Source organism: Streptoverticillium olivoreticuli subsp. olivoreticuli, assembly GCF_003391135.1.
Classification (GTDB): Bacteria; Actinomycetota; Actinomycetes; order Streptomycetales; family Streptomycetaceae; genus Streptomyces; species Streptomyces blastmyceticus.
The window spans coordinates 6,492,030-6,506,147 of sequence record NZ_CP031455.1 but is presented as its reverse complement, the minus strand read 5'-3'; the positions used below and the strand labels follow the sequence as shown (position 1 = coordinate 6,506,147).

Genomic DNA, 14,118 nt, shown 5'->3' with positions numbered 1-14,118 from the left:
GTAAAGCGCGGCCGTCCGTGCCGCCTGGGGCACAGGGGGAACAAGGGTCCGTCAGAACAGCGCGCGCGACAGCGCCGTACGCGCGGCGCCCACCCGCGGATCGTCCGCCCCGATCACCTCGAAGAGCTCCAGCAGCCGCACGCGGGCGGCGTCCCGGTCCTCACCGGCGGTCCGCTTGACCGCGTCCAGCAGTCGGCCGAAAGCGTCCTCCACATGCCCGCCGACCAGATCGAGGTCGGCCGCGGCGATCTGCGCCCGCACATCGGCGGGACCCTCCGCGGCGGCCTTGCGGACCTGCTGCGGGTCCATGTCCTGGACGCGCTGGAGCAGTTCGGCCTGCGCGAGGCCCAGCTTGGCCTCGGCGTTGCCCGGGTCGTCGGACAGCACGTTCTTGTACGCCCGCACGGCGCCGCCCAGGTCACCCGCGTCCAGCGCCTCGTGGGCCAGGCCCAGGGCGCTGTCGTGCGGGCCCGCGGGCGCGGCCGGGGCGGCAGCGGCCGCCTCGTCGGCGGCACCCGGCTCGACCGGGGCACCCACGATCCCGAAGCGCTGCTCCGAGACCTGGATGAGCTGGTCCAGCACCTCCCGGATCTGCGCTTCGGGCGCCGCGCCCTGGAAGAGCGGCAGGGCCTGGCCGGCCACCACCGCGAAGACCGCGGGGATGGACTGGACGCCGAACTGCTGGAAGAGGAGCTGATTGGCCTCGACGTCGATCTTGGCGAGCACGAACCGGCCGGCGTACTCCGCCGCCAGCCGCTCCAGCAGCGGGCCGAGCTGCTTGCACGGCTCGCACCAGTCGGCCCAGAAGTCGATGACGACGGGCACCTCCGCGGAGCGCTGGAGGACCTCCGCCTCGAACCCCGCCTCGTCTACGTCGAAGACCAGGCGCTGCGCGGCGGGGGCGGGCGCGCCGCCCCGGCGGGCGGCCTCGGCACGTGCCTGCTCCGCCTTCTGCTTGGCTTCCCCGGCGGCCTTCACCGCGGCGAGGTCGACCACTCCACTCATGGACATGTTCCGTGGCTGCATGGGCCTATCCTCCCCCCTCGGCGCGGCGATCGGAAAAGCGCGCCGTCGTAGGGCGCTCGGAGCATCGTTTCGGCGCCGGGTCCCCACCTGGCGCCTGTGGTTGTCGCTCTTTCGCTACGAGTCGTAGCGTAACTGGAAGCCGGTGCTCTGTAACGGGGCTTCCCCGGGCTTTTGCGTGATCTGGCTCATACCCGCGTGGCTACTCGGCGGTAAGGTCGCGGCATGACTTCCGCCCGCGCCCGTACGGGTCGGCCCCGCAGCGCCGAGGCCGACCGGGCGATCCTCGACGCGACGCGCGCCGCCCTGGTCGAACTCGGCTGGGGGAAGCTGACCATGGGCGACGTCGCGGCCCGCGCCGGGGTCGCCAAGACCACGCTCTACCGGCGCTGGGCGGGCAAGAACGAGCTGGTCGTGGACGCGGTGGCGGCGCTCTTCGACGAGCACCTGGACCTGCCCGACCTCGGCAGCCTCGCCGCCGACATCGAGGGCGTGGTGCTGCGGTTCGCCGCGCTGCTGGAGCGCCCGGAGACGAAGACGGCCCTCATGGCCGTGGTCGCGGAGTCCACGCGCGACGAGGCGCTGCGCGTACGGATCCGCCGCGCGATCGTGGACCGCCAGAAGCGGCTCGTCCTCCTCGGACGGGAGCGGGCGCAGGCGCGCGGCGAACTCCCGCTGGAGGAGGACGCGACGGCGGCCGCGCGCAACGCGGACCTGATCTTCGACGTGATCGCGGGAGCGGTGGTCCACCGGGCGCTGGTCAGCGGCCAGTCGGTGGACGAGGAGTGGGCCCGGGGCTTCACGGCTCTGCTGGTGGGCGGCTTGTCGGGCGTGTGATCCTGACGCACGCCGGACGGGCCGAATTCAGCCCGTCCGGCGTTTGAGGACGCGCCCGCAGGGCGCTCCCGCCGCAGGCGGTAACGGACCCGCAGCCGGGGGTCTGGGGCACAAGCCCCAGTTTCGGGAAGGGGCGGGGCTGGGGAAAAAACCTAGAAGCCGGCCGGCTCCACGTACGTCCCCCACTCCTCGCGGAGCACATCGCAGATCTCGCCCAGCGTCGCCTCCGCCCGCACAGCGTCGAGCATCGGCGAGATCATGTTCGCCCCGGACCGCGCAGCGGCCAGCATCTCGTCCAAAGAGGCACGTACGCGAGCGTCATCCCGCCCGGCCTTGCGGCCGGAGAGCGCACGCACCTGCTCCCGCTCCACCTCATGGCTGACGCGCAGGATCTCCAGGTCGCCGGTCACGGACCCGTGGTGGCAGTTGACGCCCACGACCCGCTTCTCGCCCTTCTCCAGCGCCTGCTGGTAGCGGAAGGCGCTCTCGGCGATCTCGCCCGTGAACCAGCCGTCCTCGATGCCCCGCAGGATGCCGGAGGTCATGGGCCCTATCGGGTGCGCGCCGTTCGGCACGGCCCGCGCGCCCCGCTCCTTGATCTGCTCGAAGATCTTCTCGGCGTCGGCCTCGATGCGGTCGGTGAGCTGCTCCACGTACCACGAACCGCCCAGCGGGTCCGCGACGTTGACGATGCCGGTCTCCTCCATCAGCACCTGCTGCGTGCGCAGCGCGATCTCCGCGGCCTGCTCGCTGGGGAGGGCGAGGGTCTCGTCGAGGGCGTTGGTGTGCAGCGAGTTCGTGCCGCCGAGGACGGCGGAGAGGGCCTCGACGGCGGTGCGGACGACGTTGTTGTACGGCTGCTGGGCGGTGAGCGAGACGCCGGCCGTCTGGGTGTGGAAGCGCAGCCACTGCGCCTTGTCGGTCTTCGCGCCGTAGACGTCGCGCATCCAGCGGGCCCAGATGCGGCGGGCGGCGCGGAACTTGGCGATCTCCTCGAAGAAGTCGAGGTGGGCGTCGAAGAAGAAGGAGAGGCCGGGGGCGAAGGTGTCGACGTCCAGGCCCCGGCTCAGGCCCAGTTCGACGTAGCCGAAGCCGTCGGCGAGGGTGTACGCCAGCTCCTGCGCGGCCGTCGCGCCGGCCTCGCGGATGTGGTAGCCGGAGACGGAGAGCGGCTTGTAGGCGGGGATGGAGCGGGTGCAGTGCTCCATGAGATCCCCTATGAGCCTGAGGTGGGGCTCCGGCGGGAAGAGCCACTCCTTCTGTGCGATGTACTCCTTGAAGATGTCCGTCTGGAGCGTGCCGTTGAGGACGGCGGGGTCGATGCCCTGCCGCTCGGCGGCGACCAGGTACATGCAGAAGACGGGCACCGCGGGCCCGCTGATCGTCATCGAGGTGGTGACGTCGCCCAGCGGGATGTCCTTGAAGAGGACCTCCATGTCGGCGGCGGAGTCGATGGCGACGCCGCAGTGCCCGACCTCGCCCAGGGAGCGCGGGTCGTCGGAGTCGCGGCCCATGAGCGTCGGCATGTCGAAGGCGACGGAGAGCCCGCCGCCACCGGCGGCGAGGATCATCTTGTAGCGCTCGTTGGTCTGCTCGGCGTTGCCGAAGCCGGCGAACTGGCGGATGGTCCACGTCCGGCCGCGGTAGCCCGTCGGGTGCAGGCCGCGGGTGAAGGGATACTCCCCCGGCCAGCCGATCCGCTCGAAGCCCTCGTACGCGTCGCCGGGGCGGGGTCCGTAGACGGGCTCGACCGGGTCGCCGGACAGTGTGGTGAAGTCCGCGTCGCGCTTGCGGGCCTTGTCGTACCGCGCCTGCCAGCGGCCGCGCCCCGCCTCGATCGCCTCTGCGTCCATGTGCTCCGAACCGCCTTTCCGCGCCCCGCGAATTTACTAGGACGTCCTAGTAAATGGTCGCGCAAGAAAGCCCCGAACACAAGGGTGTCCGGGGCTGTGCCGCGTGGCGCGAGGGCCCGCGCGCGAGGATCAGGCGGTGGCGGCCGCCTCCGCGACGAGCGGCTCCAGGTCGCGGGTGGCCTTGCGCTCGACGAAGAAGGCCGCCGTCGGGATGGTGCCGGCGACCAGCACCCACACCAGCCGGCCGAACGGCCACTTGGCCTTGGAGGCCATGTCGAAGGCGAAGACCAGGTAGAGGACGTAGAGCCAGCCGTGCGCGATGGCGACGACGCGGACCGGACCCGAGACGTCCATGTCCAGCCCGTACTTCGCGATCATGCCGATCGTCAGGAGGATCAGCAGCACACCCGTGATGTACGCCAAGACGCGGTAGCGGGTCAGCACGCTTTGTTTCATGCCCACGAGCGTAACCGCCCGTTCCGGGGCGATCTTCGCCACCCCCGGCGCGCGCCGGAGGGTGTCACCCGTCCGTGAGATCGTCCGCCCGGTCCCCGGCGGAATCCCCCGCGAAGTCCTCCGCCGCGACCCGCAGCGGCCGCAGCATCTCGAAGATCGCGCCGCACTCGTCCGCGCCGTACACCCCGAGCCCGAAGTCCATCGCCATCAGGTCGCGGGTGGCGTCCTCGACGACCTGCCGCCCCTTCTCGGTGATCGAGGCGAGCGTGCCGCGCCCGTCGTTGGGGTTGGGCCGCTTGGCGACGAGGCCGGAGACCACCAGGCGGTCGACGGTGTTGGTCACCGAGGTCGGGTGCACCATCAGCCGCTCGCCGATCTTGGACATCGGCAGCTCGCCGGCCCGGCTGAAGGTGAGCAGCACCAGTGCCTCGTAGCGCGCGAAGGTCAGCCCGTACGGCTTGACGACCGCGTCGACCTGGCCGAGCAGGATCTGGTGGGCGCGCATGATCGAGGTGATCGCGGCCATGGACGGCGCGGACCCCCAGCGCTGCTTCCAGAGCTCGTCGGCTCGGGCGATGGGATCGAAGGAGAGGCTGAGCGGCTTCGGCACGCGTCGAGCCTACCGTCAGGTCACATCGTGGGCGCCGTCATCTCACCTTCCGGGACCGGCCCCGCGGGGCCCCTGATCCGCCTGCTCCTGATCCGCCTGCTCCTGATCCGCCTGCTCCGCCGCGGTCTGCACCTCGCGCACCAGCTGCACCGCCTGCGCCAGGCCCAGCCCCGGCCGCGCCTGGCGCAGCGTCTTCACGGCGTGCACCTCCCGCTCGCGGGCGTCGACGCCCGCCTCGGCGAGGATGCCGCGCGCCCACTCCGCCCGCACCTCGTGCTCGGGGCGCTCCGCCTGCCGGGCGATCAGCTCGGCGGCCAGTTCCAGCCCCGGCCGCAGCTCCTCGCTCGCGCCGGCCAGCGCCTCGCGCACGGCCTCGGCGATCGCCTGCGAATCCCGCAGGACGACCACCTGCTCGCTCCTCCTGCTCCCGCCGAACATCCGCGCTCCCCCTTCGGGCCCTGAAGATCACTTGCTGGGCCGAGAGCGTACGACACTCCGTATCGCCGTCCCCGCCACCACCGTGCCGAGCGCACCCGCCCCGGCCACCACGTCGTGCACCGGGACGAATTCGGCCGCCGCGCCCGCGAGCGCCAGCTACCTCCCCCAGACTCCGTCCGGGGGTGCCCCCAGAGGTGCCTCCAGCGGGGTGGGCTTGTTCCCCTACCCCGCCCCTTCCCGAAACTGGGGCTCGTGCCCCAGGCCCCCGAGTGCGGGTCCGTTGCCGCCTGCGGCGGGAGCGGCCTGCGGCCGCGTCCTCAAACGCCGGACGGGCTGGATTTCCGCACCCCCGGCGGAGCCCTCGCAGAGCCGAAAGAGACTTGTCGCCGACGCCGTCGCTACTTAAGGTCGCCAGCCCAAGATCCGCGCGAGAAGGGCTTCGCGCATGCAGCCACCGACATCAGGCGAAACCACAGCGAAAGGCACGCGCGGCCCCGCTCAGGACGACTCGCCCGAGGGCTACAAGCGCGGCCTGGGATCCCGTCAGATCCAGATGATCGCCATCGGCGGCACGATCGGGACCGGACTCTTCCTCGGTGCCGGTACCGCGATATCCCAGGCCGGTCCCAGCCTCATCATCTGGTACGCCGCTGCGGGCGTCGTGCTCCTCTTCGCCATGCGCGCGCTCGGCGAGCTGCTCACCCACAAGCCCGTGTCGGGCAGTTTCGCGGAATACGCGCGGGAGTTCCTCGGACCGTTCTGGGGATACGCCACCGCGTGGACGTACTGGATCATGTGGGTCACGACCGGCATGGCCGAGATCACCGCGGCCGGACAGTATGTGAAGAACCGCCCGCATGATCCACTGACCTGCGCTGATCCACGGAAACCCCGGTTGACGTGCTAAAACTACGTTCAGTAGTTGCCGCCGTTTTCCGGGGTCTTCCTGGGTCTTGTGCCCTGGGTGTGCCCTCGAGGGCACAGAGTGCAAAGGCTTCCCTGCCCCACCACGGGCATGGGTACCGTTCTGGGGGATGAGCCCGAACGGATGGAGCCACGATGCCCTGCCGACCGCTTGAGCACAGCAGCCCCGCCGCAGCGTGGGAGGTGTGCTGATGTTGGAAGAAGCCGAAGAGATCGGCCGCCGCGCACGCAGGGCCCGCCTGCGGCTCGGCATGCCGCAGGCCGACCTCGCCGCCGCCCTGGGCAAGTCTCAGGGGTGGGTGTCCAAGATGGAGCGCGGCCAGATCGAGATAGACCGGGTCGGCCTGCTCAACCTGCTCGCCGCCGAGCTGCACGTGCACCCCAACGACCTGATCGGTCGCCCGTACACCAGCAGCCCTGCCGAGAATCAGTGGCAGGTCGCCGCGGCCTCGATCCTGCGGGAGCTGCGCCGCTACGACCTCACGCCAGTGTTCGACGGAACACCCCGCCCCTCTGGTGAGCTGTGGCGGGAGATGACGCGCCTGCACCGGCTGCGGGACACGGCGGCCAACGTCGCGATCCTGCGCGTCTTGCCCGACCTGCTGCGCGAGGCCCGCGCGCTCGCCGAGGTGGCCACGGGGCACGAGCGCGAGGAGGCGTACGCGGTCTACGCGGTCGCCTGCAAGTTCGCCCACACCGCCGCCCACGCCCTGGGGCACCCCGAGCTGATCGCTATGGCAGCCGAGCGCGCTGTGTGGTCCGCCCGTCTGTCCGGCGACCCCGTGATGCCCTCCCTCGCTGACTGGATGCGGGTATGGGACATGTGGGCGACTGCCGATTGGGCCGACTCCCTCGCGCTGTCGGACAAGGCCCTCGCCAACATCCAGGACGACTACGACCGTGGCGCCCCGCTCGCCGTGCGCATGTGGGGTTCGCTCCAGCTTCGGGCCGCTGTATCAGCCGCACGTGCGGGACGGACGTCCGAAGCCGAGGACCGCATCGGGTACGCGCGCAGCGCCGCCGACCGTATGCGCGATCACCAGGGCCCGCCGGTCTACGACCGGCACTCGGTCACGTTCTCCCCTGGCAACGTGCAGATCCACGCGATCAGCATCGCCCTCGAGACGGGCGAGCAGACCAAGGCCCTGGCCATAAACCGCCGCACCAGCCCCGAACTGGTCGCCGCGCTTCCCGGCTCCCGCCAGGGGCACCACCACATGGACCTCGCCCGCGCGTGGCTGTGGGACGGCAACCGAGACAAGGCGCTCGCCGAACTGGAGACCGCCGAGCGGATCGCTCCCCAGCTCGTGCGCAACCACCCCATCGCCCGGGCCACGCTCCGGAGCATCGTCTACGCCGAGCGAGCCGCGACGCGGGAGAAGCTGCGGCGCATGTCCGACCGCTTCCACCTGGACGGATGAGGGCCATATTCCTCCCATTCATATTCGCCCCCTGACGCGCTCCTAGCGTCGGGGGCATGACTGGACGACCGGCCCAACCCCGTTCGTTAGGCGCCGAGTTACTTGCGGCAGCCCCCTTCTTCCCCCAGCTCGGCGACCTCGCCCACGACACCGCCCGCGACGGGCGGATCGGCGTTGTGGTCGCCCTGCCCGGCCAGGGAGCAGCGACCTACCACCTGCGCCCGCCCGGCGGCGGCGCCGAGTGGTCCGCCCCGGCCGACGGAACCACCCTGCGACCGGTCCCGGCACAAGCCACTCACGTCACGCCCATGAAGCGGGACGCGGTCTACGACCACCATGCGCAGCAGGGCACCGTGCCCGTCCAGATCCACTATGAGGACGGCGGCACGAGCGAGGCGCTCCTCGTCCTCACCCCCGATCAGATGGAGCTCTACCACTACCAGGTAGGGCGCATCATCGGACTGCGCGGGAAGGCTCGCGAGGACGCCTCATGAGCGCCCGCCACGCCCACGCCGCCCACTCGCCGCGGAGCTCCGACCCCTTGGGTCTCGTCCTGGGCTGGCTGTGGGCCCTGGGCACGCTCGTCGGGTTCGTCTGCCTCGGCGCCATTGTCGGCAACGGCCTCGGCGACCGGGGAGACACCGGGCCCGCGCTGGCTGTCCCCGATTCCGCTCCTCCGGCGGTCTAGAACTCCCCGCCCGGTCGGCTGGACACGCCCCGGCCGGGCGGGGATCGCGAAGCACGTCCTACGCACCACCGAATCAAGGAGGCAAAGGACCGTGACCGTAGTTCAGGAACGTTCCGCGACCGACGCGCGAACGCTGCTCAGCGCCGACCTGCGGGCAACCCTCGCAGCCAACATCCGCGCCAAGTTCCCGGACATGACCGAGGGCAAGGCGCACCGCGGCATCGGACAGATGCTCGCCTTCCTCGCCGCGGGCGTCCACAGCCCCGTACCGCTCAGCCCGTCCCCGCTCCTGGATGACTTCTGGCACGCCTTCCTGCTCCACACCAAGGCGTATCAAGACTTCTGCGCGCAGACGCTCGGGAAGTTCGTGCACCATCAGCCCGGCTTCCTCGACAAGGAGGAGCACGGCGGCGGCAAGGCCCTGCGGGCACGCACGGTGGACGCCATCACTGCCGCCGGGTTCCTGATCGACATGGAGTTCTGGCCGGAGCTGGACATCGCCGACTGCTCGCAGTGCCACGCGAACTGCCACAACAGCCCCAAGCACGCCTGACAGTTCCCTGCGCCGGTCCTCTGCTTGTGCCACGCTGTGGCCGAGCCGGGGGCCGGCTTCTGTTCGTACGAGGAGAGACGCGGGTGGATCGAACGCCATGGCATGAACTCCCGCCCACCGCACGGCACGCCGTCGAGGCGCACACGGGTCCGGTCGAGTGGGCGGAGACCGCCGACAAGGGTGTGATGTCGCCTGTTGCCTGCGTCCTGCGCACCGGCTCGGGGCGCGTGTTCGTCAAGGGCGTCCGGCTCGACGACCCATCGGCATGGATGTACCGCAGCGAAGCGCGAGTGACAGATCGCGCGCCGCTCGCTCCGCGTCTGCTGTGGCAGGTGGAGGCGGGCGAATGGCTGCTCGTGGGGTACGAGTACGTCGACGGTCACCACCCCGATCTCTCGCCCGGCTCCGCCGATCTCGCCCCGCTCGTCGACGCGCTCACCGCGATGTCTGCCGCTCCGTGGCCCGAGGCGGTGCGTAAGAAGCCGCTGCACACCCGATGGGGCGCGCTCGTCCCGGACGGCCACGCGCACGACCTCGAGGGACGGGCACTCGTCCACACGGACATGTCGCCGTTGAACATGCTGGCCACAGCCGACGGGCTCGTTCTGGTCGACTGGGCGCTCGCCTGCCCGGCGCCGGACTGGGCCGACACCGCATTCACCGTGCCGCGCCTCATCCACGCAGGACACACCCCCCACCAGGCCGAATCCATCGCCCGACGGGTTCCGGCATACCGCGCGGCCTCCCCTGGTGCAGTCGACACCTTCACGCATGCCCTGTACGCGGTTTGGGAGAGCAGAGAACGGACAGACCCGCTACCGCACAGAGCAGCGCTCATCGCTGCCGCCGGAGCCTGGGTTGAGCACCGGGCTCTCACCGTGGCCTGAGCCGGGATTGGAGTCGGCGGCGCTCGCGCGCGTGGGGAAGGCATCGACCGGTCGCGGCGCGGACATTTGGCAGCTTCGGATGGGGACAGCGGGGACGCTGTCGCCGGACTCCTCTTCCTTTCTCCATCCTCTGCTTGCTGGGACAGAAGAGAAGGGGGTTTGGGGCATCCCTGCATCCCCCATGCTGGGCGGTGTGGTTGCTCCAGCGGAGTAAGCGGGGCTCTGTGGGGGACGCCCTGCGGTGCGGAACGCGTCCCCTGAGCGTCCCCCCTTTTTTTCGGCTATGCGAATGGCGGGACATGTCGGCCGCCCCATCGCAAGCCGGGCTCGTGTCGCACCGACCTCTGAGCTAGCATGCCACAGCCGAATCCTCCCGCAGCTAATTCACAAGGGCCTTAAACCTGCGGAACAGTAGCGGATAGCCCTCTACCCTCGGTTGAGTCTCCGGCTCGGCTTGAGGCCGATCTGAAGGTTTCCAATTAATGACTTCCATGACATCTGCAACAATCTCTCGAAGGTCATTGTCATCCAGCGCGATAACGTACCCTCGATGATCTAGAGCCGTATCCCTGCACCTCTTCAGAAACCGATCCTTGTCATCGAAGGAACGGCAGGCAAGTATTCCAAACCGCCCTCGAAGTGGCGAGAAACGCGAAGATAGCTGATCCAACTCTGGATTCCCTACCTCTTTCCCGTAGTTCTTGCATTCGATTATTACGTATGTGGACTTGATTTTGTGGCGCCCGAGAAATTGGAAGAATCCATCTTGGGCGACGTTTGTGTACGAGATGTCGACGCGTTTGCGCCCGTTGTGTATTTCCTCTTCCATCTCCGGCATCGTTAGAGATGGGTAAAATAGGGCGGTGAACAGTGCTTCGATTCGGTGGTGGTACTTGCCTGCATCGGCTTTTCCTGCCGGGGTGTCAAGGACATCTGCGAGCAACTTCTCGTAATCTGGGAGCGACGTGCGGTTGGCTTGGCTGAGCTCCTCGTGTGAGATTGGCGGCGGAGCGATATTCCTCTTGAGGCTCCTGTAGTTTGCGTAGACGTCAGGGCGAAGCAAAGATTCGCGTGTGATGTCAGTCTTTGAGCTCCCGTAACGCTCTTGAATGTCCCGCGTGTACACTTTCTTGCTGCCGTTCTTGAGAGTCCGAACGAGGTTACTGCTCGGGTTGTCTAGCTCCTCTGATCGGAGTGTCGGCACAAGGTGATTTCGATAGTACTCCGCGCGCGACAGGTACATGTCGCGACGCACTATCACCTTAGGGACCAGTAGCAGCTTATGGTCGCCAGGTATGGGGAGGCGTGTGTATCCGTGTTCCCATTCAAGGGTGTGGGGGTTCCAGACGGGGCCGCTAGTCACATCCTCATCGAGCGGGATTCCAAACACTGAGGCCATCTGTTGCGTGTAGGCGATAAGAGGTCCACGAATTATATTAGTCGTGATGTCTGAGACTATATCCTTGCCCACTTTGTCAATGAAGAAGGCCGTATCTTCGAGGTCCTCAATCAAGCCAGTCTGAGCTGCTTGGCTCGCTGCCAATTTCTCGGCAAGAAGATCACCCATCTGCCTGCCGAAGCCGCGACCCGCACTTCTTCCCGAGGAAAAACCGAGATGCGTCTCGTTAGGTTCGCCAAGGTTCCCGAGGAGACGCCTAGCTCGATCTTTGTCTCCTGAGCGCACTGCGTCCAGGACGCTATCGAAAAACGTGGTGAGCATGATGAGGCACTCCTTGCCCCAATCGTCGGGTAGGTGCCTGATCATGCCCGGATCGATATAGACTGGCACGTCGTCGGTTATGTCGACATCAATGAAATCAAGAGTTCCTTGGCTTCGGCCGATGTTGTAGAACTCTGAAACTCGCACGAACTCCCACCCCGCGTTCGCTAGACCTGATAACGGACCATCTGGTCCGTCCTACCCCACTTCGCCTGGTCTGCAAACCAAGATGGAGTTTGTCTGATACTCCAATCCGCTGCCTCCTCTGTAGGTACAGCCTCGGCTGCTTCACGATCTATGGAGGTAGAGATCGCGGGCATCCCATCTGCGCAGAAATCATCAGAGCTGCCTGACCAGGGGAAGTTCGACCGTCGATGGCCGAGGATCAAGGGTCACGACGAGGTGCGGGGATGAGTCAGGTTGGCGGGGTGTGGGTGACGGCCCACACTTTGCCGTTCTTGTTGCTGCCCGAGGCGCGCGCTACGTGGATGCCGCGGGCGCGACCTGGCGGATGCGAGCGCTGAGAACGGCGGATGTCTTGGGCCAGCCGTCGGCGAGGCCGCGCCCGTCGCTGCCGAGCATCCGGTGCAGCTCGGCCATGGTCCCCTGCCAACCGTTGGACGGGAAGGCGGGCGAGACGGTCCACTCGCGCAGCGCGGCGGCGACCGGGTGACCGTCGAGGACGGCGTCGTTCAGCGCGTCTTGCGAGCTGTTGAAGGCGGCGAGGCTGTGCCAGCCGGTGACGCGATCGAGGGCGTGCAGCAGCTCGGCGAAGTCGGCCAGCCGCGGGCGCTCGGTGAGGTCGACGGCGGCGGCGTACGGGAGGTCTGCCCATACGGCGGTGGCGAGGTCGAGCAGCGCGCCGAGGAAGCGCGGGTGCGCCTGCTCGTACGCGCTCCACAGAGCGCCCGCGGTGCGCCGCTTGTGCCGGGGGATGGGGGCGAGTTCGAGCGGCAGCATGCGCTCGGCGAGGTCGTTGCGCAGTGCGCCGAGGTCGATGCCGGTGAGCAGGACGGGGCGTTGGTAGGTGAGGACGTTCACGTCGTCGTCGGTGTACAGGGCGCGGGTCACCTGTGCCTCGCCCGTGACGACGCGGCACAGGGCGTCGGAGAGCCAGCCGGGCATGCCCGAGAGGTTGTCGAGCGCGAGTATCCATCCAGCGGCGGTGGTCGGCCCGAGGTCGCGCAGAGACTCGGGAGCCTGCCGCAGTGGCGCGCGGGCGCCCTCGATCACGCCGGCGAGCATCTGACCCGACGTGCTCTTGCCCGTGCCCTGCTCGCCGGTGAGGTAGGCGATGGGGCGAGGGATGCCGGGGCGCAGCGCGGCCAGCAGCCAGCCGACGGCGAGCGGCAACGTCTCGGGCGTGAACGGCAGCAAGGCGCCGAACTCCTCGAGCCCCGCGCGCCAGCCACCCGCCACCCGGTCTGGGCGCGGCAGGGGACTGACGAGCTTGCTGCGCCGCCATACCAGTCCGGCCTCGGGGCCGGGGTAGGTCAGTGCCCACCCATCGGGAGCGAGGCACACCGACTCCCCGTCGGGGCGCCCGAGGTCGAGCCAGGACACGGCAGGGTCCTCGGGGTCCGGAGCCACGCGCAGGTGCAGCTCGGTCTCGGGGACGCGCATGGCGAGAGCGTCGAGCGCGGCCAAGGCGTCGGCGAGGGCCGTCTGCGAGGGCGTCCGGTTGTGCTCGGTCACGTACGCGAGCGTGAGGTGCTGGCGCAGGCTTCCGGTGCCGGTGTGGGCGGCGGCGCGTAGCGGTACGGCGATGGTCGGGCCGTCGTACGGGACGGCGTACGGGGCGCCGTTGTGGTGGAGGTACCGGAAGCGGTTCTGTCCGAGCACGCGCAGCACTTCGGCCTGCGGTGGCCGGCGTTCCTGCTTCGGCACACGCGGCTGCTCCGCGCTCGCTTCCTGCCGGGGGAAGGGGACGATGGAGCGCGCGGCGGCGGCCGGATTGAAGGCGGGGGCGTAGGTCATGCTGCGGCTCCGGAGAGGGTGCGCGGGTGCCGCTCGCCTGCGGAGAGGCCCGAGCGTATTGCCGCATCGGCTTCCCGTTCGGGCAGTCCGGCGTGCTGGGCGGCGTCGCGCAGGACGTCGGCGAGCTGGTCGTGCTCGAGGCGCCCCACGGCGCACAGGGTGCCGAGGCTGAAGGCGGCGCGGTTGAGCGTGGCGTTGCGGGTGCCGGGCTGCGCCTCGGCGACCGCGCGCAGCTCGCTCTCGACGGCGGCGGCAACGTACCCACTACCCACGCTGCGAGAGCGCCAGGGCAGCGCGACGCGGGGCCGCTCGGGGCGTACGCGGTGCCCAGTGCGCTCGAGGTCGCGGGCGAGCCACACGGGCAGTTCGGTGACCGCACGGCAGTCTCCGAGTGCGGTGTACGCGCCATCACGGGTGACCGTGCCTGGCGCCACGGCGTACGACGATCCGGCGCGTACGTCCAACTGCCAGCCCAGCGCCCCCGCCTGCGGGCGCCAGGCCGTACCGGCGGGCGCCCGGAACCAGTAGTGAAACCCTCCCGAGGGGGTGCGCACGATGAGGGTTTCCGGGGCGCAGCCGGGGAGCGTGGCGCAGCGTACCTCGACGAGCAGCGCGAGCACGTCGCGGCCGTCAACGATGCTGCCCGGGGCGGTGTCGTTGGGCAGCTCAACGCCGGGCAGCAGCCGCTCGGGGTCGGTCGGCACATCTCCCCCGTGACAGTCGACATCGAG

14 protein-coding genes and 1 pseudogene are annotated in these 14,118 nt (G+C 69.2%); 7 read left to right on the top strand and 8 right to left on the bottom strand.

All coding sequences use genetic code 11. From position 1 onward, the window contains the following. Window positions 1–51: 51 nt before the first annotated feature. The gene (locus DXZ73_RS28990) at window positions 52–1,026 is read right to left on the bottom strand and encodes a tetratricopeptide repeat protein (protein WP_116213964.1); all 975 of its coding nucleotides are present in this window, start codon (window positions 1,024–1,026) and stop codon (window positions 52–54) included. A 222-nt stretch (window positions 1,027–1,248) separates the two neighbouring features. Between DXZ73_RS28990 and DXZ73_RS28985 the strand changes: the two genes are divergently transcribed. Next, complete coding sequence (locus tag DXZ73_RS28985; protein WP_116213963.1) at window positions 1,249–1,860, top strand: TetR/AcrR family transcriptional regulator; 612 nt, start codon at window positions 1,249–1,251, stop codon at window positions 1,858–1,860. Between the two features lie 152 nt (window positions 1,861–2,012). On the opposite strand, the gene DXZ73_RS28980 is transcribed toward DXZ73_RS28985, so the two are convergent. The 4 genes from DXZ73_RS28980 to DXZ73_RS28965 form a co-directional block, all read right to left on the bottom strand. Further along, window positions 2,013–3,713 (bottom strand): acyl-CoA mutase large subunit family protein, encoded by a 1,701-nt coding sequence (locus DXZ73_RS28980; protein ID WP_116213962.1) that lies wholly within the window; start codon window positions 3,711–3,713, stop codon window positions 2,013–2,015. A 129-nt stretch (window positions 3,714–3,842) separates the two neighbouring features. After that, window positions 3,843–4,169 carry a DUF3817 domain-containing protein gene (locus DXZ73_RS28975; RefSeq protein ID WP_116215928.1) on the bottom strand — a complete coding sequence of 109 codons (327 nt, stop codon included), beginning with the start codon at window positions 4,167–4,169 and terminating at the stop codon, window positions 3,843–3,845. Window positions 4,170–4,233: 64 nt separating this feature from the next. Beyond that, on the bottom strand, window positions 4,234–4,779 hold the full coding sequence (locus tag DXZ73_RS28970; protein ID WP_116213961.1) for a MarR family winged helix-turn-helix transcriptional regulator: 546 nt from the start codon (window positions 4,777–4,779) through the stop codon (window positions 4,234–4,236). Window positions 4,780–4,821: 42 nt separating this feature from the next. Continuing rightward, window positions 4,822–5,217, bottom strand: coding sequence for a hypothetical protein (locus tag DXZ73_RS28965; RefSeq protein WP_205519254.1), 396 nt, complete (start codon window positions 5,215–5,217; stop codon window positions 4,822–4,824). A gap of 445 nt (window positions 5,218–5,662) precedes the next feature. Here DXZ73_RS28965 and DXZ73_RS28955 point away from each other — a divergent pair. The 6 genes and pseudogenes from DXZ73_RS28955 to DXZ73_RS28930 form a co-directional block, all read left to right on the top strand. Beyond that, a pseudogene (locus tag DXZ73_RS28955) lies at window positions 5,663–6,061 on the top strand (amino acid permease); the annotation flags it as partial. A gap of 271 nt (window positions 6,062–6,332) precedes the next feature. After that, window positions 6,333–7,562 (top strand): helix-turn-helix domain-containing protein, encoded by a 1,230-nt coding sequence (locus DXZ73_RS28950; protein ID WP_116215927.1) that lies wholly within the window; start codon window positions 6,333–6,335, stop codon window positions 7,560–7,562. A 56-nt stretch (window positions 7,563–7,618) separates the two neighbouring features. Further along, entirely contained in the window at window positions 7,619–8,056 is a 438-nt protein-coding gene (locus DXZ73_RS28945) for a hypothetical protein (protein ID WP_240351528.1), read from the top strand. After that, window positions 8,053–8,250 (top strand): hypothetical protein, encoded by a 198-nt coding sequence (locus DXZ73_RS28940; RefSeq protein ID WP_116213960.1) that lies wholly within the window; start codon window positions 8,053–8,055, stop codon window positions 8,248–8,250. Before DXZ73_RS28945 ends, DXZ73_RS28940 begins: the two co-directional genes overlap by 4 nt. Before the next feature lie 91 nt (window positions 8,251–8,341). Beyond that, entirely contained in the window at window positions 8,342–8,803 is a 462-nt protein-coding gene (locus DXZ73_RS28935; RefSeq protein WP_116213959.1) for a glycine-rich domain-containing protein, read from the top strand. Between the two features lie 83 nt (window positions 8,804–8,886). Then, on the top strand, window positions 8,887–9,690 hold the full coding sequence (locus DXZ73_RS28930) for a hypothetical protein (protein ID WP_116213958.1): 804 nt from the start codon (window positions 8,887–8,889) through the stop codon (window positions 9,688–9,690). A gap of 379 nt (window positions 9,691–10,069) precedes the next feature. Here the strand turns inward: DXZ73_RS28930 and DXZ73_RS38420 are convergent, their stop codons facing one another. From DXZ73_RS38420 to DXZ73_RS28920, 3 genes are all read right to left on the bottom strand, one after another. Beyond that, window positions 10,070–11,557, bottom strand: a complete 1,488-nt coding sequence (locus DXZ73_RS38420; RefSeq protein WP_162890365.1) for a hypothetical protein — start codon at window positions 11,555–11,557, stop codon at window positions 10,070–10,072. A gap of 333 nt (window positions 11,558–11,890) precedes the next feature. Further along, window positions 11,891–13,387 (bottom strand): hypothetical protein, encoded by a 1,497-nt coding sequence (locus tag DXZ73_RS28925; protein WP_116213957.1) that lies wholly within the window; start codon window positions 13,385–13,387, stop codon window positions 11,891–11,893. Beyond that, window positions 13,384–14,091 carry a bifunctional DNA primase/polymerase gene (locus DXZ73_RS28920; protein ID WP_240351527.1) on the bottom strand — a complete coding sequence of 236 codons (708 nt, stop codon included), beginning with the start codon at window positions 14,089–14,091 and terminating at the stop codon, window positions 13,384–13,386. The genes DXZ73_RS28925 and DXZ73_RS28920 overlap by 4 nt, the downstream gene beginning before the upstream one ends. Between the last annotated feature and the right edge of the window lie 27 nt (window positions 14,092–14,118).